The 18,091-nt window shown below is 63.6% G+C and carries 18 protein-coding genes and 2 pseudogenes; 9 read left to right on the forward strand and 11 right to left on the reverse strand.

The genetic code is table 11. The annotated features are described in order from the left end of the window. Positions 1 to 97 precede the first annotated feature (97 nt). The 5 genes from C8N32_RS11685 to C8N32_RS11705 all read right to left on the reverse strand — a co-directional run bounded on the left by C8N32_RS11685 (position 98) and on the right by C8N32_RS11705 (position 5,546). Complete coding sequence (locus tag C8N32_RS11685; RefSeq protein ID WP_107893169.1) at positions 98 to 628, reverse strand: sarcosine oxidase subunit gamma; 531 nt, start codon at positions 626 to 628, stop codon at positions 98 to 100. Then, positions 621 to 3,608, reverse strand: a complete 2,988-nt coding sequence (locus tag C8N32_RS11690; RefSeq protein ID WP_107893170.1) for a sarcosine oxidase subunit alpha family protein — start codon at positions 3,606 to 3,608, stop codon at positions 621 to 623. Before C8N32_RS11690 ends, C8N32_RS11685 begins: the two co-directional genes overlap by 8 nt. Continuing rightward, positions 3,605 to 3,919: a sarcosine oxidase subunit delta gene (locus tag C8N32_RS11695; RefSeq protein WP_107893171.1), complete on the reverse strand. Its 315-nt coding sequence runs from the start codon at positions 3,917 to 3,919 to the stop codon at positions 3,605 to 3,607. Before C8N32_RS11695 ends, C8N32_RS11690 begins: the two co-directional genes overlap by 4 nt. 54 nt (positions 3,920 to 3,973) lie before the next feature. Beyond that, a complete protein-coding gene (locus tag C8N32_RS11700) occupies positions 3,974 to 4,156 on the reverse strand; it encodes a hypothetical protein (protein ID WP_107893172.1) in 183 nt (60 codons plus the stop codon). A 136-nt stretch (positions 4,157 to 4,292) separates the two neighbouring features. Beyond that, positions 4,293 to 5,546, reverse strand: a complete 1,254-nt coding sequence (locus tag C8N32_RS11705; RefSeq protein ID WP_107893173.1) for a sarcosine oxidase subunit beta family protein — start codon at positions 5,544 to 5,546, stop codon at positions 4,293 to 4,295. A gap of 191 nt (positions 5,547 to 5,737) precedes the next feature. On the opposite strand from C8N32_RS11705, the gene ccmI reads away from it, so the two are divergent. The 3 genes from ccmI to C8N32_RS11720 are packed head-to-tail and all read left to right on the forward strand — an operon-like array spanning position 5,738 to position 7,619. Continuing rightward, positions 5,738 to 6,967 (forward strand): c-type cytochrome biogenesis protein CcmI, encoded by a 1,230-nt coding sequence (gene ccmI, locus C8N32_RS11710; RefSeq protein ID WP_107893174.1) that lies wholly within the window; start codon positions 5,738 to 5,740, stop codon positions 6,965 to 6,967. Beyond that, entirely contained in the window at positions 6,964 to 7,443 is a 480-nt protein-coding gene (gene ruvX, locus C8N32_RS11715; protein ID WP_107893175.1) for a Holliday junction resolvase RuvX, read from the forward strand. The genes ccmI and ruvX overlap by 4 nt, the downstream gene beginning before the upstream one ends. After that, the gene (locus tag C8N32_RS11720; protein ID WP_107893176.1) at positions 7,440 to 7,619 is read left to right on the forward strand and encodes a DUF1289 domain-containing protein; all 180 of its coding nucleotides are present in this window, start codon (positions 7,440 to 7,442) and stop codon (positions 7,617 to 7,619) included. Before ruvX ends, C8N32_RS11720 begins: the two co-directional genes overlap by 4 nt. Here the strand turns inward: C8N32_RS11720 and C8N32_RS11725 are convergent. Both C8N32_RS11725 and dusA read right to left on the reverse strand, forming a co-directional pair. Further along, positions 7,616 to 8,440, reverse strand: a complete 825-nt coding sequence (locus C8N32_RS11725) for a sulfite exporter TauE/SafE family protein (RefSeq protein WP_107893188.1) — start codon at positions 8,438 to 8,440, stop codon at positions 7,616 to 7,618. The two genes, C8N32_RS11720 and C8N32_RS11725, sit on opposite strands and share 4 nt — an antisense overlap. 59 nt (positions 8,441 to 8,499) lie before the next feature. Beyond that, the gene (gene dusA / locus C8N32_RS11730) at positions 8,500 to 9,444 is read right to left on the reverse strand and encodes a tRNA dihydrouridine(20/20a) synthase DusA (RefSeq protein WP_242509528.1); all 945 of its coding nucleotides are present in this window, start codon (positions 9,442 to 9,444) and stop codon (positions 8,500 to 8,502) included. 246 nt (positions 9,445 to 9,690) lie between these two features. Between dusA and C8N32_RS11735 the strand changes: the two genes are divergently transcribed. Further along, positions 9,691 to 10,695, forward strand: a complete 1,005-nt coding sequence (locus C8N32_RS11735) for a site-specific integrase (protein ID WP_201132386.1) — start codon at positions 9,691 to 9,693, stop codon at positions 10,693 to 10,695. Positions 10,696 to 11,118: 423 nt separating this feature from the next. Here C8N32_RS11735 and pdxR read toward each other — a convergent pair whose 3' ends face one another. Next, entirely contained in the window at positions 11,119 to 12,531 is a 1,413-nt protein-coding gene (gene pdxR / locus C8N32_RS11740; protein WP_107893179.1) for a MocR-like pyridoxine biosynthesis transcription factor PdxR, read from the reverse strand. 91 nt (positions 12,532 to 12,622) lie between these two features. On the opposite strand from pdxR, the pseudogene C8N32_RS11745 reads away from it, so the two are divergent. The 5 genes and pseudogenes from C8N32_RS11745 to C8N32_RS11765 all read left to right on the forward strand — a co-directional run. Further along, positions 12,623 to 13,063: pseudogene (locus C8N32_RS11745) on the forward strand (MOSC domain-containing protein); the annotation flags it as partial. 29 nt (positions 13,064 to 13,092) lie between these two features. Beyond that, positions 13,093 to 13,905 (forward strand): cytochrome c biogenesis protein CcdA, encoded by an 813-nt coding sequence (locus tag C8N32_RS11750; protein ID WP_244905919.1) that lies wholly within the window; start codon positions 13,093 to 13,095, stop codon positions 13,903 to 13,905. Next, the gene (locus C8N32_RS11755) at positions 13,902 to 14,774 is read left to right on the forward strand and encodes a TlpA disulfide reductase family protein (RefSeq protein WP_107893180.1); all 873 of its coding nucleotides are present in this window, start codon (positions 13,902 to 13,904) and stop codon (positions 14,772 to 14,774) included. The genes C8N32_RS11750 and C8N32_RS11755 overlap by 4 nt, the downstream gene beginning before the upstream one ends. Further along, positions 14,771 to 15,397: a DsbA family protein gene (locus C8N32_RS11760; protein WP_107893181.1), complete on the forward strand. Its 627-nt coding sequence runs from the start codon at positions 14,771 to 14,773 to the stop codon at positions 15,395 to 15,397. Before C8N32_RS11755 ends, C8N32_RS11760 begins: the two co-directional genes overlap by 4 nt. Before the next feature lie 74 nt (positions 15,398 to 15,471). Continuing rightward, on the forward strand, positions 15,472 to 16,026 hold the full coding sequence (locus C8N32_RS11765) for a L,D-transpeptidase (RefSeq protein WP_107893182.1): 555 nt from the start codon (positions 15,472 to 15,474) through the stop codon (positions 16,024 to 16,026). 104 nt (positions 16,027 to 16,130) lie between these two features. Here C8N32_RS11765 and C8N32_RS15550 read toward each other — a convergent pair whose 3' ends face one another. From C8N32_RS15550 to trbG, 3 genes and pseudogenes are all read right to left on the reverse strand, one after another. Further along, the gene (locus C8N32_RS15550; RefSeq protein ID WP_420853807.1) at positions 16,131 to 16,199 is read right to left on the reverse strand and encodes a DUF2274 domain-containing protein; all 69 of its coding nucleotides are present in this window, start codon (positions 16,197 to 16,199) and stop codon (positions 16,131 to 16,133) included. A gap of 1 nt (position 16,200) precedes the next feature. Further along, positions 16,201 to 17,055 (reverse strand): annotated as a pseudogene (locus C8N32_RS11775) (TraB/TrbI/VirB10 family type IV secretion system protein); the annotation flags it as partial. Continuing rightward, on the reverse strand, positions 17,052 to 18,008 hold the full coding sequence (gene trbG, locus C8N32_RS11780; protein WP_107893184.1) for a P-type conjugative transfer protein TrbG: 957 nt from the start codon (positions 18,006 to 18,008) through the stop codon (positions 17,052 to 17,054). The gene trbG and the pseudogene C8N32_RS11775, both read right to left, overlap by 4 nt. Positions 18,009 to 18,091 lie beyond the last annotated feature (83 nt).

Below are 18,091 nucleotides of genomic sequence, written 5' to 3' on the forward strand. Positions count from 1 at the left end.
GTCAGCACCTCGTCTCTTGGAATGGATTGATGGGGCAGAAGTGATAGCCCTGCGACAAAACGTCAAGAGTTGGATACCCGATCGGGGCAAATTCCCCTCAGAACACACGCAACGCGGCATCCGGGTGGGACGCGTCCGCAAGAAGATCACGCATGTACACCGCGACAGAACGAAAGCATAACACGGTCAGTCCCCTCTCTTCCGCCCAGAGCGCCCCCGCCACCTGCCCCAGCCGGGTACGGCGCAACGTTCCGACAGGAAACGCGGCGGGGGACAGATCGGCAGGCGTCAGCTTGGCAAGCGCCTCTCGCGCACCGGGGCCGGAAATATGGAACATCGCCCGCGCGTCCGACACATCCGCCACCAGCGCATGCTGGCCGGCCAGCGCATGCTCCAGTGCCGCGACAGTGACGGCCCCCTCCCCCTCCGGCACCACAAGGAGCAGTTCGTCCGGCGCCATCCAGCCCAGCGCCCGCGCGCCATCCCATACAATCGTACAGGGCGCAGGCAGCTTCAGACCGGTCCCGGCCTCGGCGGCCTTGCGGAAGACTTTGGAGCGCAAATCCCCACGCAGGGCGATCATCCCGGCACCCAGTTCGGAAACGGATACGAAGCCGGGTTCAGACATTCTGTTTCTCCCCGTCCGGGTCATAAAATACCGGGCTGACGATGCGCGCGGGAACCGGCGGGCCATCGAGGCTGGAAAACTCCAACACCTCGCCCATGCGCTCCGGCCCGCGGCGGACCAGACCCATCGCGATTCCCCGCCCCAAAGTCGGGGAATGATAGGTCGAGGTCACGCGCCCCTGTACATTGCGTTGCCCGTTCGCGTTCCGCCCCGGCGCAAGCGCATAGGCCCCTTCGGGCAGCACGCTGCCATCCGTCGTTTCCAGGCCAACCAGCCTCCAGCGGTCGGGGCCGGACAGATGCAAACGGGCCTGCCCGCGCTTCCCGATGAAATCGTCCTTTTTCTTTGAAACGGCCCAGTCCAGCCCGAGATCCTGCGGAGTGACGGTGCCGTCGGTCTCATCCCCGATCATGATAAAGCCCTTTTCGGCCCGCATGACGTGCAACGCCTCAGTGCCATAGGGTGCGATGCCCAGATCCGCCCCGGCTTCAAGGCAGGCCTGCCAGAATGCCATCCCCCGCTTGGCGGGCACGGCGACCTCAAAGCTCAACTCCCCCGAAAACGAGATGCGGAACACCCGCGCGGGAATGGTGGCAAGCACCCCCTCCGCCCAGCCCATGAACGGCACTCTTTCGGGCGAAACATCCATGCCGCCAAGGCGCTCCAGAAGCTGCCGGGCCTTCGGCCCGACAACCGCGATCTGGGCATATTGCTCGGTCAGGTTGGCCACGTAGACACGCATGTCCCACCACTCGGTTTGCAGCCATTCCTCCATATGTTGGTGAATGTGCTCAGCCCCGCCGCTGGTGGTATGGCACAGGAAGCTGTCCTCTCCCAGCCGGGCAACGACGCCGTCCTCCATGAGAAACCCGTTCTCGTTGCACATCAGCCCGTATCGGCAACGCCCCACCTTAAGGCTGGACATCATGTTGGTATAAAGAAGATCGAGAAACCGGCCCGCATCCGGCCCTTTCACCAGCAGTTTGCCCAGGGTCGAGGCATCCAGAAGCCCGACATTTTCACGGGTGTTGCGTACCTCGCGCCGAACGGCCTGCGCCAGGCTTTCACCCTTCGGATAAGCATAGGGGCGCCGCCACTGGCCGACGGGCTCGAACCGCGCGCCTTCGGCCTCGTGCCAGTCCTGCATCGGGGTCCGGCGCAGGGGCTGAAACGTCTTGCCCCGGGCCTGTCCCGCGATGGCCCCAAGGGGAACCGGCGTATAAGGCGGACGGAAGGTCGTGGTGCCCACCTGCGGGATCCCGGCGCCAAGGCTTTCGGCCAGCACCGCCAGCCCGTTGATGTTGGAAAGCTTTCCCTGATCCGTTGCCATGCCCAGCGTCGTATACCGTTTGGTATGTTCGACGCTTTCGTAGCCCTCACGGGCGGCAAGCTGAACGTCGCTGACCTTGACGTCGTTCTGAAAATCCAGCCACATCTTCGCCCGCAACGCCGGCCCCGCGCGCTGCGGCATGACCCAGACCGGGGCAAGGGGGGCCTCGGCCTCGGCCGTCGCGTGGTCGGGGGCGCCGGCCTTGCAGCCCAACAGCTTCAGCACGGCCCCGGCGGCCTGCCCCGCCGTCGTCTGGCACGGGCCGGCCTGCAATGCACCCGCCGCGGCACCGGCGCAATGAACGAAGGCCACGCCATCATGAGAGACCGGCCCAAGCGCCGGATCGGGGCGGAAATGGGCCTGCGTTTCATCCCAGATCAGCTTGCCCCCGCAATGGGACCACAAGTGAACCACCGGCGACCAGCCCCCCGACATTGCCACGGCATCGCAGGGAATGACCTCCGTCACCAACCCCGAGCCCCTCTGATTGCACAGGCCCGCGCCGGTGACGCGGGTCTTGCCCCGCACCTTTCCGATCCCCTTTCCCGTTTCCACCCGAAGACCCAGCGCGCGGGCGCGCTCCGGCAAGGGGCCGTTGGCCTGCCCGCGGGCATCGAGAATGGCGGGCACCTCCAGGCCTGCCTCGACCAGCGCGATCGCGGTGCGGTAGGCATCGTCGTTGTTGGTGACGATCACCGTGCGCCGACCGGGCGCAACGGCCCAGTTCACCACGTAATCCCGCACCGCAGAGGCCAGCAGAACCCCCGGCACATCGTTGCCGGGAAAGGCCAGGGGGCGCTCCAGCGCGCCGGTGGCGGCAATGACCTGACGGGCGCGGATCTTCCACAAACGGTGGCGCGGTCCGGGGGGGGGCGGCTGCTCATCCGCCAGAACATAGCCATGGTCATAAACCCCCACCACGCCACAGCGCGTCCGCAGGGTGACGTTCTTCATCGCGTCAAGACGGGCCAGCGCGGCACGCAGCCAGTCTTGCGCGGGCTGGCCCGCCACCGTTACGGAATCGACCGGGGCCCGCCCGCCCCAATGGGCGGTCTGCTCCATCATCAGCACACGCGCACCGGCCTCCCCGGCCAGCAACGCCGCCTGTATGCCAGCCACGCCACCGCCGGCGATCAGTACATCGACATGGATATGGAAGTGTTCATACCCGTCCGGGTCGGCGGCCTGCGGGGCACGGCCCAGCCCCGCGCTCTGCCGGATCAGCGGCTCATAGACATGCTTCCAGAAGGCAGGCGGGCTAAGGAACGTCTTGTAATAGAACCCGGCAGGCAAGAACCGGGCCAACCGCGCGTTCAGCGCGCCGATGTCGAACCCGAGGCCAGGCCAGTGGTTCTGGCTTCGGATCTGCATCCCCGCGGCCAGATCGGTGGTCGTGGCGCGCTGGTTCGGTTCATGACGCCCACCCGCCCCCAGGGCGAAAAGCGCGTTCGGTTCTTCCACACCGGAGGCCACGACCCCGCGCGGGCGGTGATACTTGAACGACCGTCCAACCATCAGCCGCCCCGCGCCCATCAGGGCGGAGGCCAGCGTATCGCCCGCGAAGCCCTCATGGGGCTGGCCGTTGAAGGTAAAGCGCACGGGCGTGGCGCGGTCGATAAACCGCCCGCCCGTATCCAGTCGCAGGCTCATGCTGTCTCTCCCCGGCGGGCGGCGATGGCGGCCAGGATATCCTGCGGGGGGGCACCCATCTGTGCACGATAGGTGCCAAAGACCTCCAGCGTGCGGGTACAGCGGGCAGCATGAAACCACTTCCCGCACCCATAGGCGTGGCGCCAACGCTCGAAATGAACGCCTCTGGGATTGTCTCTGAGGAAAAGATACGCCTCGAACGCGCTGTCGGAGCTGTCCGGCCCCTCGCGGCGCAGATGGGCCTGCCCGCCGGAGGCAAGCTCCGTCTCATCGGCCATCTGGCCGCAATACGGGCATTTCAGGTAAAGCATCGCACCCCTCCGGCCGGATCGAAAAACCGCCGGAGGAGGGCCGGAAAGGCGCCGTTACTCCGGCTGCGGGTAGACAGCCACACTGCTGGCCGGATCAGACCCGACGCCATGGCCGCTGTAAAGTACACCGCCAAAGAGGCCCAGCAGCAGCGGAACCAGCAGCCCGAAGGCCAGACCCAGATAGATGGGGGCATTCTTCGGCAGAAGCTCGAATTCGGTCGAATCCTGTTCAGACATTTGCAAATCTCCACACTTGGCTTGCGGCAACTTAGGCGATAGGCATCCCGGGTCAAGACGACGAAACGTGCCAGGGGCCCTGCTGCGACACTGGACCCCATGCCGTGCCTAAATGTGGATATCCCAGGCGTCCGTATCAATGGGCCACCCCCGCGGCCACGCTTTCGTCGACGAAGCGCCCCTCCCGGAAACGTTCCAGCCCGAACTCCGCGGCAAGGGGCCCCGGTTCTCCACGGGCAATCATCTGCGCCATGGCCCAGCCGGAACCGGGGATCGACTTGAATCCGCCTGTCCCCCAGCCGCAATTGACGAAACAGCCCCCAAGGGGCGTTTTCGAAATGATCGGCGACCGGTCCCCGGTCATGTCCACAATACCGCCCCACTGGCGCAGCATCTTGAGACGGCTGATGATCGGAAAAGTTTCGCACAGCGCACGCACGGTTTCCTCGATATGGTGGAAGCTGCCGCGCTGAGTGTAGTTGTTGAACCCATCCGCCCCGCCACCGATCACCATCTCTCCCTTGTCGGACTGGCTCATGTAGCCGTGCACGGTGTTGGCCATCACCACGACATTCATGCAGGGTTTGACCGGCTCGCTGACCATCGCCTGAAGGGCGACCGATTCCACCGGCAGACGGAACCCCGCCATCCGGGCCAGCACACCGGAATGGCCGGCCACCACGATCGCCAGCTTTTTGCATGTGATCGCGCCGCGCGAGGTCTCCACACCGGTGACCTGCCCGCCCTTTTGCCGGATCGCGGTGACCTCGCAATTCTGGAGAATGTCGATCCCCATCCCGCTACAGCCCCGCGCATAGCCCCAGGCCACGGCGTCATGGCGCGCCGTCCCCGCGCGCGGCTGCCAGAGCGCCCCCAGAACCGGGTAGCGCGGGCCGTCGGTATTCAGGATCGGGCACAGTTGCCGTACCCGCTCGGGCGGGATCATTTTCGTTTCCACCCCTTGCAGGGCGTTGGCCTGGGCGGTGCGGATATAGCCGCGCAGTTCGTGTTCGGTCTGGGCCAGCATCATCACACCGCGGGGGCTGAACATGACATTCATGTTCAACTCCTGGCTGAGAGTCTCATAAAGCGTCCGCGCTTTCTCGTAGATCGCGGCCGAAGGATCCTGCAAATAGTTCGACCGGATGATCGTGGTGTTTCGCCCGGTATTGCCCCCCCCCAGCCAGCCCTTTTCCAGCACCGCGACATTGCCGATGCCGAAGGTCCGGCCCAGGTAATAGGCGGTCGCCAACCCATGCCCGCCGCCCCCGACAACAATCACATCATAGTGAGACTTCGGTACCGGATTGCCCCACGCCCGCGCCCATCCGGCGTGATGGCGCAACGCCTCCCGCGCGATGGCAAAGGCCGAGTATCTTTTCGTCGGCACGGCGAATCCCCTTCTCTGACGGGCTTTCCCGATTCATGCGCCGCGACCGGAACGCCCCCATGACCGACAGCGGCATATCACAAAGGGAACGCGACATACCCGCCTCGCCGCAAGGGAAAAGCGGGCTTTGCCCTTTCGCCGGAGGCTCTGGCGTAATAAATCGACGGGCAAGGCATGAAAGAGGGCGGAAAATGGTGTTCTGGGCTGTTGCAATGGGGCTTGCGGTACTGGTGGCCGTGCTCGTGGTGCTGGCACTGCTGCGGGGCGGACGGATGCCGGCACAGCCAGCGGCAGCCTATGACCTCCGGGTTTATCGCGAACAGTTGCGCGAGATAGAGAAAGACCTCGCCCGCGGTGTCATTGCCGGGGACGAGGCCCAGCGTACGCGGGTGGAGGTTTCGCGCCGGGTTCTGGAAGCCGACCGCGCCCTGAAAACGCAAAAAATCTCACAGGATGCTCCTGCCGCGCTGACGCTGGGCGCGGTGGGCGTGGTTGTGGCTACGATTTTGGGTGTCGGTTACTGGGGCTATACCCATCAGGGCGCGCCGGGCTACCCGGACCTGCCACTGGCCAAGCGCATCGAGATGGCGAAGGAAATGCGTGCCTCCCGCCCCTCGCAAACCGAGGCAGAAGCCGAAAACGATCCCGCCCCCGCCCCCGAACGGCCCGACCCCAAGCATGTCGAGATGCTGGAACGCCTGCGTGCCATCGTGGCAGAGCGCCCGCAGGATCAGCGCGGCTTCGAGTTGCTGGCCCGCAACGAGGCCGCACTGGGTCATTTCGCCCGCGCCCATGCGGCGCAGGCCCGCGTGATCGCGCTCAAGGGGGATGAGGCCACGGCAATGGATTACGCCACCCTGGCGGACATGATGGTACTGGCAGCCGGGGGTTATGTTTCTCCCGAGGCGGAAGGGGCGTTGTCAAACGCGCTCAACCGCAACCCGAACAACGGCACGGCGCTTTATTACTGGGGCCTTATGCATGCCCAGACAGGGCGGCCCGACGTCACCTTCCGCGTCTGGCGGCAACTCTTGCAGAACTCCGGACCGGATGATCCGTGGGTGCGCCCGATCCGCGGTCAGATCGAGGATCTCGCCCTGCGCGCTGGCGTAAACTATACCCTCCCGCCCGAACCCACGCTGCGCGGCCCCAGCGCGGCGGATATCGAGAACGCCGGGGACATGACCCCCGAGCAGCGCCAGCAGATGATCGCAGGCATGGTTGCCAGCCTGTCGGACCGGCTTGCGACCCAGGGGGGCACCCCGCAGGAATGGGCACAACTGATCCGCGCACTGGGGACCCTGAACGATACCGCGCGCGCCAACGGCATCTGGATGGAGGCGCAGCAGGTCTTCTCCGCCAGCCCCGAGGCGATGGAAACGCTGCGCAACGCCGCCCGCGCCGCCGGTCTTCTTGAATGAGCGTTTTCGGAGACATCGCGGAATTCGCCGCCGCCCTGCCCCGGACCCGCCCGCTTCTGGGCCTGGACCTCGGCACCAAAACCATCGGCGTCGCAGCGTCGGATACGTTCTGGACGGTGGCCTCCCCCCTGAAAACCATCCGCCGCACGAAATTCACACAGGATGCGCAGGCGGTGCTGCAAATCGCCGGCGGGCGCATGGCGGGCGGGCTGGTCCTGGGCCTGCCGCGCAATATGGATGGCACCGAGGGAACGCGCTGCCAGTCCACCCGGGCGTTTGCCCGCAACCTGTCCCGTCTGACGGAGTTGCCCATCACCTTCTGGGATGAGCGACTTTCCACCGTCGCCGCCGAACGCGCCCTGCTGGAGGCCGACACCTCCCGCCGTCGGCGGGCAGAGGTCATTGACCACGTCGCCGCCGGATATATCCTTCAGGGGGTTCTGGACCGAATGCGCCATCTGGAAGGCCCGAAATGACCGCCCCCCTGACCCCCTGTATCGACATCTGTAAAATCGACCGGGAAAGCCGGCTGTGCGAAGGCTGCTACCGCTCCATCGACGAAATCGCCGCGTGGTCACGCCTGAGCAACGCCGAACGCGCCGATATCATGGCAACCCTGCCTGCCCGCGCGGTCCGGATTGCAAACGCCTAGCCCCCCACCGCCTTGCGCAGCATGTTCAGCGCCACCAGAACCAAGAAGAGCGCGAAGACGCGTTTGAGCGGTTTCGGGTCCATCGCATGTGCCATCCGCACACCCAGGGGCGTGGTCAGCAGCGTCATGGCGATGACGATCGCAAAAGCCGGCAGGTTCACCGCCCCCATGGTCAGCGGTGGACGAACCTCCGGCGGGATCTGCACGAGCAAGAACCCCAAAACCGAAGGCAACGCGATCAGAACACCGAAACCCGACGCCGTCGCCACCGCCTGATGGATGGGTTTGCCGTAAAGTGACATCAACGGCACCCCGAACGACCCGCCTCCGATTCCCATCAGCACCGACAGAAACCCGATACCCGGAGAAATCAGTGCCCGCCGAAGCCCGGTGGGCATGACCGCACCCAGCCGCCAGCCATCGCGACCGAAGGCCATGTAAAGCCCGACCATTGCGCCAAGCACGCCAAAGATGCCCTGCAATACGACCGAATCCAGCATCGAGGCCACAACCACCCCGATCATCGCTCCGGCCCCGATCCCCGGCGCCCAACCCCGCAGAACCGCCCAGTCCACAGCACCTTTCCTGTTGTGGCTGAGAACCGACCGCACAGAGGTGACGACAATCGTGGCCAGAGATGTCGCAAGGCAGATCTGCATCAGAGACGGGCTGTCATATCCCAACGCGCCAAAGCTGTAGAAGAAAGCCGCGACCAGAACGATGCCGCCCCCCACGCCAAGAAGCCCCGCCAGAATGCCGGCGAAAGCGCCAATCGACATGAGAAGGGCCGTAAGTTGCAAAAGTAGTGCGGTCTCGGGCATCGAAGGCTCCGTCAGTTTCTGGCAGCCATAGCGCAGCCACGCCAAGGGGGCCAGTACCTTCAGGCCGCCGCAGGTATCTGATCCAGTGCAGCATCCAGGAGTTCGAGGCCGGCGCCCGGGCGTGTCGCCCCCTCGGAAAGAACCCGCCGCCACTTGCGTGCTCCGGGTTGTCCGGAGAACAGCCCCAGCATGTGGCGGGTCACATTGTGCAGGCGCCCCCCGTCGGCCAGATGGCGGGCGATATAGGGTTTCATCTCTGCCACCACCTGCCGGGCGGTCCTGGCACCGGGCCGGGCAAAGATTTCCGCATCCGCCCTGAGCAAAATGTCCGCGGGTCGATGATAGGCCGCGCGCCCGATCATCACGCCATCCATCCCCGCCTCCAGCAACGCCTTCGCTTGCTCCAGCGATGCGATACCGCCGTTGATCGACAGATGAAGCTGCGGGAAGGCGCGTTTCATGGCAAGCACGAGATCGTAGTCGAGCGGCGGAACGTCCCGGTTTTCCTTCGGGGAAAGCCCCTGCAACCACGCCTTGCGCGCATGGATCGTGAACCGGCGCACACCGGCTTTGGCGACAGTTTCGAGAAACGCGGGCAAGACCTCCTGCGGGGTCTGATCGTCCACGCCAATGCGGCACTTCACCGTGACCTCCGCCGAGGATGCCGCGATCATGGCATCCACGCAGTCTGCAACAAGTTCCGGCTGGCGCATCAGAACCGCCCCGAAAGTTCCGGACTGTACCCTGTCGGACGGGCAACCGACATTCAGGTTCACCTCATCGTAGCCTTCCGCGCAGCACATCCGCGCGGCGCGCCCCAGTTCCTTCGGGTCGGATCCGCCAAGCTGTACCGCGACCGGATGCTCCGCCGGATCGAATGTCAGCAAATACCCAGCCCCCCCGCGCACCAGCGCAGGTGCGGTGACCATCTCCGTATAAAGAAGAACATGCCGGGACATCAGCCGGTGGAAATACCTGCAATGGCGATCCGTCCAATCCATCATGGGTGCAATCGACAGGCGGGAGGCGGTTGATAATTCTTGTTTTTTATTTTTTTCAGTCACTTACCAAAATCTCATCTTCGTCTCATTCCAGCTCGTTCTGTACCAAATACGCCGTTTCCGACGCTGGACTTGGCACAATGTACCAAATAGGATTCCCATGTACCAAATCAGGAGGTCGTCGCGGGATCAATCAGTACACGCAAACGAAAGGATGGCAGCAGCAGCTACCTTGCACGCGTGCGGGTGATGCGTGATGGAACTTCCTATCATGAGACAAAGACCTTTGACAGACGCCCCGCCGCAACAGCATGGATAAAGAAGCGCGAGAAAGAGCTTGCCAAACCTGGGGCGTTGGAGAAACTGAACGCGTCCGACCCTCCGCTATCCAAAGCGATCGAGCGCTACACCGAAGAATCCGTGAAGGAGATCGGCCGCACGAAAGCACAGGTCCTCAGGGCCATCAAAACCCACCCTATCGCCGATCTGCCGTGCTCCACCATCAAGTCGAAGGACATCATTGAGTTCCTTCAGTCTCTGCCCGGACAACCTCAAACCGTCGGGAACTATGCGAGCCACCTTGCCTCCATATTCGCCATTGCACGACCAATGTGGGACTTCCGGCTGGACGACCGGGAGATGAGAGACGCAATCACGGTGGCGCGCCGTATGGGTATTATAGCGCGTTCAGCGCAGCGGAATCGCAGACCTACTCTGGATGAACTCAGCCGCCTGCTCGCGCACTTCATCGAACGCCGCAAAAGAACGCCTCAAGCTCTTCCCATGCACAAGGTTATCATGTTCGCGCTCTTCTCGACACGTCGACAAGCGGAGATCACAAGGCTCACATGGGACGGTTTTCAGAAAGAGTACAATCGGGTGCTGGTTCGTGACATGAAGCACCCGGGCGAAAAGCATGGTAACGATAAATGGGTCGACCTTCCGATGGAAGCCATTCGGATCATAGATAGCATGCCTAGGCGCAAGTCAGAGATTTTTCCTTACTCTCCTGATGCAATAACAGCCAACTTTACCCGCGCCTGCAAGCTCCTTGGAATTGAAGATCTCCACTTTCATGACCTGCGCCATGAAGGCATCTCACGTCTGTTCGAGATGGGTTGGAATATTCCCCACGTTGCGGCCGTAAGCGGGCACAGTTCCTGGGTCAGTCTGAAACGCTACACCCACATCCGCGAAACTGGTGACAAGTATGCAGACTGGCCGGGCTTCCAGATAACCATTGACACCGTTTGACCCCAGAGCGTTTCGCACCAGTTCAGGCCCATATGCTTAAGTGATGAGAGGCGGCAATTGACGTCTCATGGAACAATTTCTGGCGCGGCGTCTTCTCCTGGTCAGGCGCGCGCTCTACACACCCACAACACCGTCGCCTCGCTAGAAGAATGCGTTAGATCGCCACGACACGGGCGATGGCAGAGAAATCTGACTAAGCTGGGCGCCCTCCCTGGAAGCCGTGCTGATGCGCATCTGGAACACTCGAGCGCGCAGCATATGAGAACGTACGAGTTCTGATCCCAGCCCGCTGTTGTATCGCGGGGACATTCTGGTTCCCGCGTCGTTCGACAATGCCCCCCTGTCAGAACTAATCGAATCTCTTTGGCGCGCCTCGGAATGCGTAGTGCCTTTGTCGAGTTGCGCAGATCGCAGCGTAGTAGCTCAGCCCGGCCAGCTTCGGGCGAGGATTGTCACCGCCCTGGCGATTTGTCCCTCTTCCAGAGCCCCATAACCCAGCCGAAAGGCCTGCGTCTCCGAGAGGTCAAAGGCAAAGCGCGTACCGGGCAAGAGGGCTAGCCCTGCCTGTTCCGCACGCTTGGCCCAGACTTCAGCCGACACCCCTTCGCAACGCAGCCAGAGCGCGAGCCCCCCTGCAGGCAGATCAAAGGAGACCCGGTCACCCAGATGCGCCGACAACATCTCCACCAGCAGGTCACGGCGGGCGCGATAGACCCTGCGCGCCTTGCGGGCATGGCGCCCGAGGTCGCCATCGCGGATGAGTTCCGCCAACGCTGCCTCCAGCGGCGCATCACCTTGCCGATCGATGGCAGCCCGCGCCTCGGCCATCCGGGAGAGTAGAGGCTCCGGTGCCAAGGCATAACCTATCCGGATACCGGGAGAGAGTAGCTTGGACAGCGAACCAACATAGATCAGCGGTAGATCCACCGGTGCGCGGGCGGCAAGCGGCAGCACCGGGCGGCCTTCGAAACGGTATTCGTGGTCATAGTCATCCTCGATCAGCGTGAGGCCATGACGCTTCATCAGCTCCAGTAATTGAAGCCGCCGTGCCGCCCCCATGGTCACTGTCGTCGGGTACTGGTGATGTGGCGTCACATAAACGGCCCGGATGCGCGGGTCGCAGGATAGTGCAGCCTCCAGCGCGTCTATGTTCAACCCACCTGCATCGACAGCCACCCCGCGCAATACGGCGCCGGCCGCACGGAATGCACCCCAAGCGAGTGGATAGCCAGGGTTCTCTACGGCGATAACCTCACCAGGAGAGAGCGCCGCCTTTGCCGCGAGGAACAGCGCCATCTGGCTGCCTCTCGTGATCACTAACCGCGCCGGATCGGTAACGACGCCACGGTCAGACCCAAGATAGGTGGTCAACGTCTGGCGTAGCGATAGCATGCCGCGCGGGTCACCGTAATCAGCACCGGCTCGAAATGCCGGTGACATAAGTGCTCGGCCAAAGGCCCTCGCAAGCGCCTTGGCAGGCACCAGCTTGGGATCGGGAGCGCCCTCGGAGAAGGTCAACACCGGCGGTGGCACGACCGGCTCTACGGGCGCAGGACGCACCGTTCGCGCCATCAACCCTTGCGGCAGATCCTGCGCGACGAAGGTGCCCCGTGCTGGTTCGGCCCGAAGCCAGCCCTGCGTAATCAACTCCTGATAGGCAGAATCCACCGTATTGCGATGCACGCCAAGCTCTTGCGCCAGCGCACGGGTGCCAGGGAGTCGGACACCGGGCCGCAACCGCCCGCGCATGATGTCACCGGCGATCGCCTCAGCAATCGCAAGGAAGAGCGGACCCCCATGACCCGGCTCAAGTTCAAGGGCGAGTAGCGCGCGCATCCTATCAAACCGGCCTATCTGTCTCTTTAATACTGGCACTTTTACCTAGACCAGTAATTTGCCAATGAGGCGAAAAGCACAAGAGGTCCCGATGCACCCTTCTCCGATTGTCCTGCTGACTGGTTCAATTGCCCCCCTGCCCGGCGGCGATGCACATAGCGGCATCGACAAGACGCCAGTGACCCGCCCGCTGGCTCTTGGTCTCGAGGGCTTTGAGGGCGATGAGCAGGCCGACCGGCGGGTGCATGGCGGGGTCGAGAAGGCTGTGCACCACTATCCCTTCGAGCATTACGCAACATGGCGCAAGGAATTGGGCGATTTGGCGCCCCTCACGCCACCCGGTGCGTTCGGCGAAAACCTGTCCTCCACCGGCTTGACCGAAACCACCGTGGCAGTCGGGGATATTTTTCGGCTGGGGGGCGCGCTGCTTCAGGTCTCGCAGGGCCGGCAACCCTGCTGGAAGCTCAATCTGCGGTTCGATGTGCCCGATATGGCGCAGCGTGTACAGAAAAGCGGGCGTACCGGCTGGTATTCACCTCCGCCCTCATCGTAGGTCCCTGCGTGACTGCACCTCTGGCGGGCGCTTTGCTTTACATCGCGCAGACCGGTGACGTGGCCCTGGGCGCCTGGGCCCTCTTCGCGCTTGGCCTTGGTCAGGGCGTCCCGCTTCTTGCAATCGGAGCCTTCGGCCCCCGCGTTCTGCCTAAATCGGGGCCGTGGATGGAATCCGCCAAAACGCTCTTTGGTGTACTCTTCCTCGGTTTCGCAATCTGGCTCGCCGCGCGTGTCCTGCCAGGTCCGTTGACGCTGGCGCTATGGGCTGTCCTGCTGATCGGCCTCGGTGTTATGTTGACACAGATAACATCGGAAGGAATGGCGGGACGTCTGGGTCGCGCGGTCGGCGTGATTATCCTTTTCGCCGGTTCTCTTCAGGGGATCGGCGCAGCGGTCGGTGCAAACGATCCCCTGCGCCCGCTGGCTCCCTTTGCCGGACGGGCGGTCGCCCCGGCCGAGACCGATGGCGGGTTTGCCGAAATTCTTACGACCGAAGCTTTGCACTCTGCCCTCGCAGATACCGACAAGCCTGCTCTGGCATACGTCACTGCAGACTGGTGTACCACATGCCGAAGCATCGAACGCGGCCCAATGGCTGACGCCGAGGTGCGTGGCGCGCTCGATGAACTCACGCTGTTTAAGGTTGACGTCACCGATTTTGGCCCGGAAAGCCAGGCGCTGCTTGATCAACTTGGCGCAGCGGGCCCTCCGACCATGGTTTTCTTCGATGCAGACCGCGCCGAAGCCCCCGGCAGCCGGATCGTCGGCGACACCGGGCGTGAGGAAATGCTGCGCTCGTTGCGCATGGTGACAAGATGAATGCCATCGAACTCGGCCCCTTCGTCTTCGCAACAGAGCGTTTCGCCTTCTTGATCGCTGCGCTGGTCTTTTTCGCGGTGTTTCATCTGGCGACAATCCGGCGCAGCCCCGAGACCGCGGAACAACTGCGCAGTTGGGCGTTTCCAGCGGCGGTCTCATGGCTGCTGGCCGCCCGTGCGGGATACGTCGTGCAAGAATGGGATGTGTTCTCTCAACATCCGCTTGATATCCTGAAGCTTTGGCAAGGCGGCGTATCGGTCGGCGCTGGCTTCTTCGGCCTGGCCGCCGTCGCCGCCGTGGCGCTTTTGCGCCGACGGGCGGCCATGGCGCCCATGCTTGCGGCGGCCATTGCCGGCTGGATGACAAGCCTCGGTGTACTCGCCCTAAAGAATCCGGGAGAAACCGCCCACCTGCCGCAAACCGGCTTTCCCACCATGGCCGGCGGCACCGTTCAACTGGATCGACGCAACGGCACGCCCCTGGTTCTGAACCTCTGGGCCAGTTGGTGCCCGCCTTGCCGACGAGAGATGCCGATGATGATGGACGTGGCAAACACCGTTGAAGGCGCAGAACTGATCTTTGCCAACCAGGGCGAAACGCGCCTGCAGGTGACCAGATTCCTCGACACACTTGAACTTGGCAACCGCCATGTCTCTCTCGACCCGACCTCCAGCCTTATGTCCCGCTTCGACGCAATGGGGTTGCCCTCAACCTTGTTCTTCGATGCCTCTGGAAGCCTTCAATACGTGCATTTCGGGGAAATCTCGCGGGCCGCGCTGACGTCGCAGATCGCCGCGATCAAGACTGCCGCGCCCGGCATGGGCGACAGCGGCATCTCAGAAACCCATCAGATAGGAGACACAAAATGATCCTAACACGACGCAACCTGATCATGGCCGGTACCGGCAGCCTGATTATGGGGGCCGGTGCCATTGCCTTCTGGCCCCAGACTGGCCAGGCGCAAAAGCTAACGGTTGATGCCGTCCTAGACGACCCTGATGCACCGGTGCAGGGCAACCCTGATGGCGATGTCACGCTGGTCGAATACTTCGACTATCAGTGCCCCTTCTGCAAACGGATGCACCCCATGTTGAAGGATCTTGTGGCCGAGGACGGAAATCTGCGCCTCATTATGAAAGACTGGCCGCTGTTCGGCGCTCCTTCGGTCAGGGCAGCCCAGCTTTCTCTTGGCGCCGTTTCGTTGGGTGCCTACGAGGAAGTACACGGGGCACTCATGGCCACCGAGGCTCGTCTCAGCATCGAAGACGTGGAATCCACGGTTGGAGCAATTATCGACGTGGACAAGGCCGACGAAACCTATAGGGCCGAGCGCGATACCTGGGATGGCCTGCTGAGCCGCAATGACTATCAGGCCATTGCGCTTGGTTTCCGAGGAACACCCGGCTTTGCCATCGAAAAGACGCTCTACAGCGGCGCGCAAGGGCGTCAGACCCTGGTCAACGCCATCGCAAAAGCCCGCGCCGAGTCTTAAGCGTCACTTAAGCTGCAACTGTCAGGTGACACGCGTCCACACGAAACACGCACTGACAGGAAAAGGAAATCCCGATGAAACATCTCCTGACACGTCGTCGCGCGCTCGCGCTCGGCCTCGCCACGGGAGCGGGGCTCGCAGCTCCGTCGCTGGCTCTTGCACGGACGACCATCCGGAATACGTCAAGCTTCGAGATGCAGGACTGGCGCGATCATTTCGACAGTCTGGGCAAGGCGACGATCGTCGCGGACACCGTGTCGCGCGCGCTCCACTACTGGAACCATGACGGAACAGATTATCGTATCTTCCCCACATCGGTGCCGATGACCGAAGAACTCACCAAACGCGGCTACACACGTATCGTGCGGAAGCGCATTGGCCCTGACTGGACGCCCACCCAATCCATGATGGAGCGTAATCCGGACCTGCACTATATGCCTCCGGGACCGGACAATCCGCTCGGGACACATGCGTTGTACCTGTCCTGGCCTGCCTATCTTATTCACGGCACCCATGACACGCGAAAGATCGGACGGAAATCTTCGGACGGCTGCATCGGGTTGTACAACGAGATGATCGAGGAACTTTACAGCCTGTGCCCCGTCGGAACACAGGTCCGCCTGGTCTGAAACAGCCATGCAACGCAGAAATTTCATCCTGAACGGGTTGGCCCTTGGGGCCGTCCCGGCATCGCTGATCATGCCCTCACCGACGAGGCTCCCGATGGCGATGCTTATGCAGAGTTTCCCCGTCTCCGCCCCTTCGCAAAACCGCGATCAGTCGCAATGAACCTCTCCAACATCGGAATAGCCGCTGGCGTCCGCGCCGGGCAGGCGCTCAAGGACGATGGAACGGCCGCCCGGCAGGATCAGGCGGTTCCACACCAGCAACACGCGGCGTTGGCCGAAACTCACGCCGTCATCATATTGGCCGATGATGCGGGTGCCCTGCGGGATCAGGAGCAGCGAGCCGGTCGGGCTGTCATAGACGTTCTCGGTCACTTGAGCCGTGATCTGACCCGGTAGGTCGGAGCGGATGCCGGTGATGAGCGCGGCCGGGATCACGGCCCCGGCCTGAAGGATATAAGGTGATGCCGGCGGCATGACACGATCCGGGGCGACGGTTTGGCGGTCCACCGGGCCACCCAGAAAGGCGGCATGACGGTTCTGACCGGCCGTTCCCTCTGGTTGCCCCCCGAGATCGGCAAGGCTGGGCATGGTCGTTCCCGGCGCCGATCCGGGGCGCGGGCCGGTCTGGAAGAACACGTTGCTCAAGCGCGCGGCTTCTTCCTCGGCGCGGCGGCGTTCCTCCTCAGGATCGACGGCGGGGTCGGTGATTGGTGGTGGCGCCACCGGCAGCCCCCGCTCCTGCGCGTCGAGGATGGGTCGGTCGAGATCGCCGGGCAGTTCCGGCCCCAGGGCGGGGCCGGTATAGTCGGAGGGAAGCCCTTCGAGCCCGTCCGCTGCCGGTCGGTTTTCGATGGAGTAGACTCCCCCTCCCGGCCCGGCCTCACGGGTCTGGAGCGCGTAGATGAGCGTCCCGCCGATGCCGAGCAAGGCGACCGCGCCGACGCCGGCCAGAAACCTGCGGGACAGGCGCGTGACGCGGGGCGGATCGGCGCGCAGGCGCATGGGGGCTGCGGTATCGGTTTCGCTCATGACGCGCCTCCCCTTCCGGCTGCCGGCTCGGCAGCTGCCTGCCTTGCCTCCATACGTGCGATCCGCACGACCTGTTGACGTCTCCCGGACCCGAGGCGCAGTTCCGCCGCACCGAAGAGGCGATCCACGATCAGCACGTTGCGGTGGATGCGGCTGTTCACGATCTGCGGCTCGCCATCGGCATCCAGGACGAAGAGCGGCGGCATCTCGCCCTGAGCGATGCCCGCAGGGAAGACTACATAGACGCGGCGCCCATCGTCGAAGACCGAGACGGGACGCCAGGGCGGGCTGTCCCCTTGTATCTGCAAGCCATAGCGATGATTGCGCGCAGACGGTGCGGGAAGGATCGGCGAGGCGGTCACCGACCGCCGCTGCCCGGCGGGCGGTGCCGGATAGGCCCAGGCGACCGAGGGCATGTAGAGTGCCTCGCGGGCACGCAGCTCGATCGTATAGACCCGCCGGTCGGTGGTGATCACGAGATTGGTCGAGATGTCATCGCGGGTCGGTTTGACAAGGATATGGACGCGTGTGTTCGCGCCCGAACCGCTTTCGGTACCGCCAATGATCCAGCGCGTCGTATCGCCGGCCGCGATCGGTCCCGCGCATGTCAGGCGCTCGCCCGGTTCCAATGCGATATTGGTGATCTGACCAGGGGCGGCATAGACCTGATAGAGCGCGCCTTCCGACCAGGGATAGATCTGAATGGCGTTGTAATAGCCCTCGCGGCGCGGCTCGACCCGCGCGGCGGCATTGGCGTTCTCGACGCGGCCAATGGGTGTGCCCGCCCTCTCGCCGCCGCGCGCCACGGTCCAGGTGGGTGGAACATGCAGCGGTCGGGGACGATCCTCGGCAGAGGCCGCGGGCGGCGCCGGCAGCGGCGGCACGGTGTCGTCATAGCTGAATTGCGGCACCCGGTTGGTGGCGCATTCGTCGTCGCCCCCATCCGCGATCATGCTTTTTTTGAGCAGCCGCAATTCGAGGGCCTGCTCGGCCACGACCTCCTTCAGATCGCGGGCCTCCCGACGCAGATCCTTGA

The organism is Rhodovulum imhoffii, from assembly GCF_003046545.1.
Taxonomy (GTDB): domain Bacteria; phylum Pseudomonadota; class Alphaproteobacteria; order Rhodobacterales; family Rhodobacteraceae; genus Rhodovulum; species Rhodovulum imhoffii.

Coding starts and splice junctions, on each gene's coding strand:
- C8N32_RS11685 (WP_107893169.1), bottom strand. CDS start 628: ATGTCTGAACCCGGCTTCGTATCCGTTTCCGAACTGGGTGCCGGGATG.
- C8N32_RS11690 (WP_107893170.1), bottom strand. CDS start 3,608: ATGAGCCTGCGACTGGATACGGGCGGGCGGTTTATCGACCGCGCCACG.
- C8N32_RS11695 (WP_107893171.1), bottom strand. CDS start 3,919: ATGCTTTACCTGAAATGCCCGTATTGCGGCCAGATGGCCGATGAGACG.
- C8N32_RS11700 (WP_107893172.1), bottom strand. CDS start 4,156: ATGTCTGAACAGGATTCGACCGAATTCGAGCTTCTGCCGAAGAATGCC.
- ccmI (WP_107893174.1), top strand. CDS start 5,738: ATGGTGTTCTGGGCTGTTGCAATGGGGCTTGCGGTACTGGTGGCCGTG.
- ruvX (WP_107893175.1), top strand. CDS start 6,964: ATGAGCGTTTTCGGAGACATCGCGGAATTCGCCGCCGCCCTGCCCCGG.
- C8N32_RS11720 (WP_107893176.1), top strand. CDS start 7,440: ATGACCGCCCCCCTGACCCCCTGTATCGACATCTGTAAAATCGACCGG.
- C8N32_RS11725 (WP_107893188.1), bottom strand. CDS start 8,440: ATGCCCGAGACCGCACTACTTTTGCAACTTACGGCCCTTCTCATGTCG.
- dusA (WP_242509528.1), bottom strand. CDS start 9,444: ATGATGGATTGGACGGATCGCCATTGCAGGTATTTCCACCGGCTGATG.
- C8N32_RS11735 (WP_201132386.1), top strand. CDS start 9,691: ATGCGTGATGGAACTTCCTATCATGAGACAAAGACCTTTGACAGACGC.
- pdxR (WP_107893179.1), bottom strand. CDS start 12,531: ATGCGCGCGCTACTCGCCCTTGAACTTGAGCCGGGTCATGGGGGTCCG.
- C8N32_RS11755 (WP_107893180.1), top strand. CDS start 13,902: ATGAATGCCATCGAACTCGGCCCCTTCGTCTTCGCAACAGAGCGTTTC.
- C8N32_RS11760 (WP_107893181.1), top strand. CDS start 14,771: ATGATCCTAACACGACGCAACCTGATCATGGCCGGTACCGGCAGCCTG.
- C8N32_RS11765 (WP_107893182.1), top strand. CDS start 15,472: ATGAAACATCTCCTGACACGTCGTCGCGCGCTCGCGCTCGGCCTCGCC.
- trbG (WP_107893184.1), bottom strand. CDS start 18,008: ATGATCGCGGATGGGGGCGACGACGAATGCGCCACCAACCGGGTGCCG.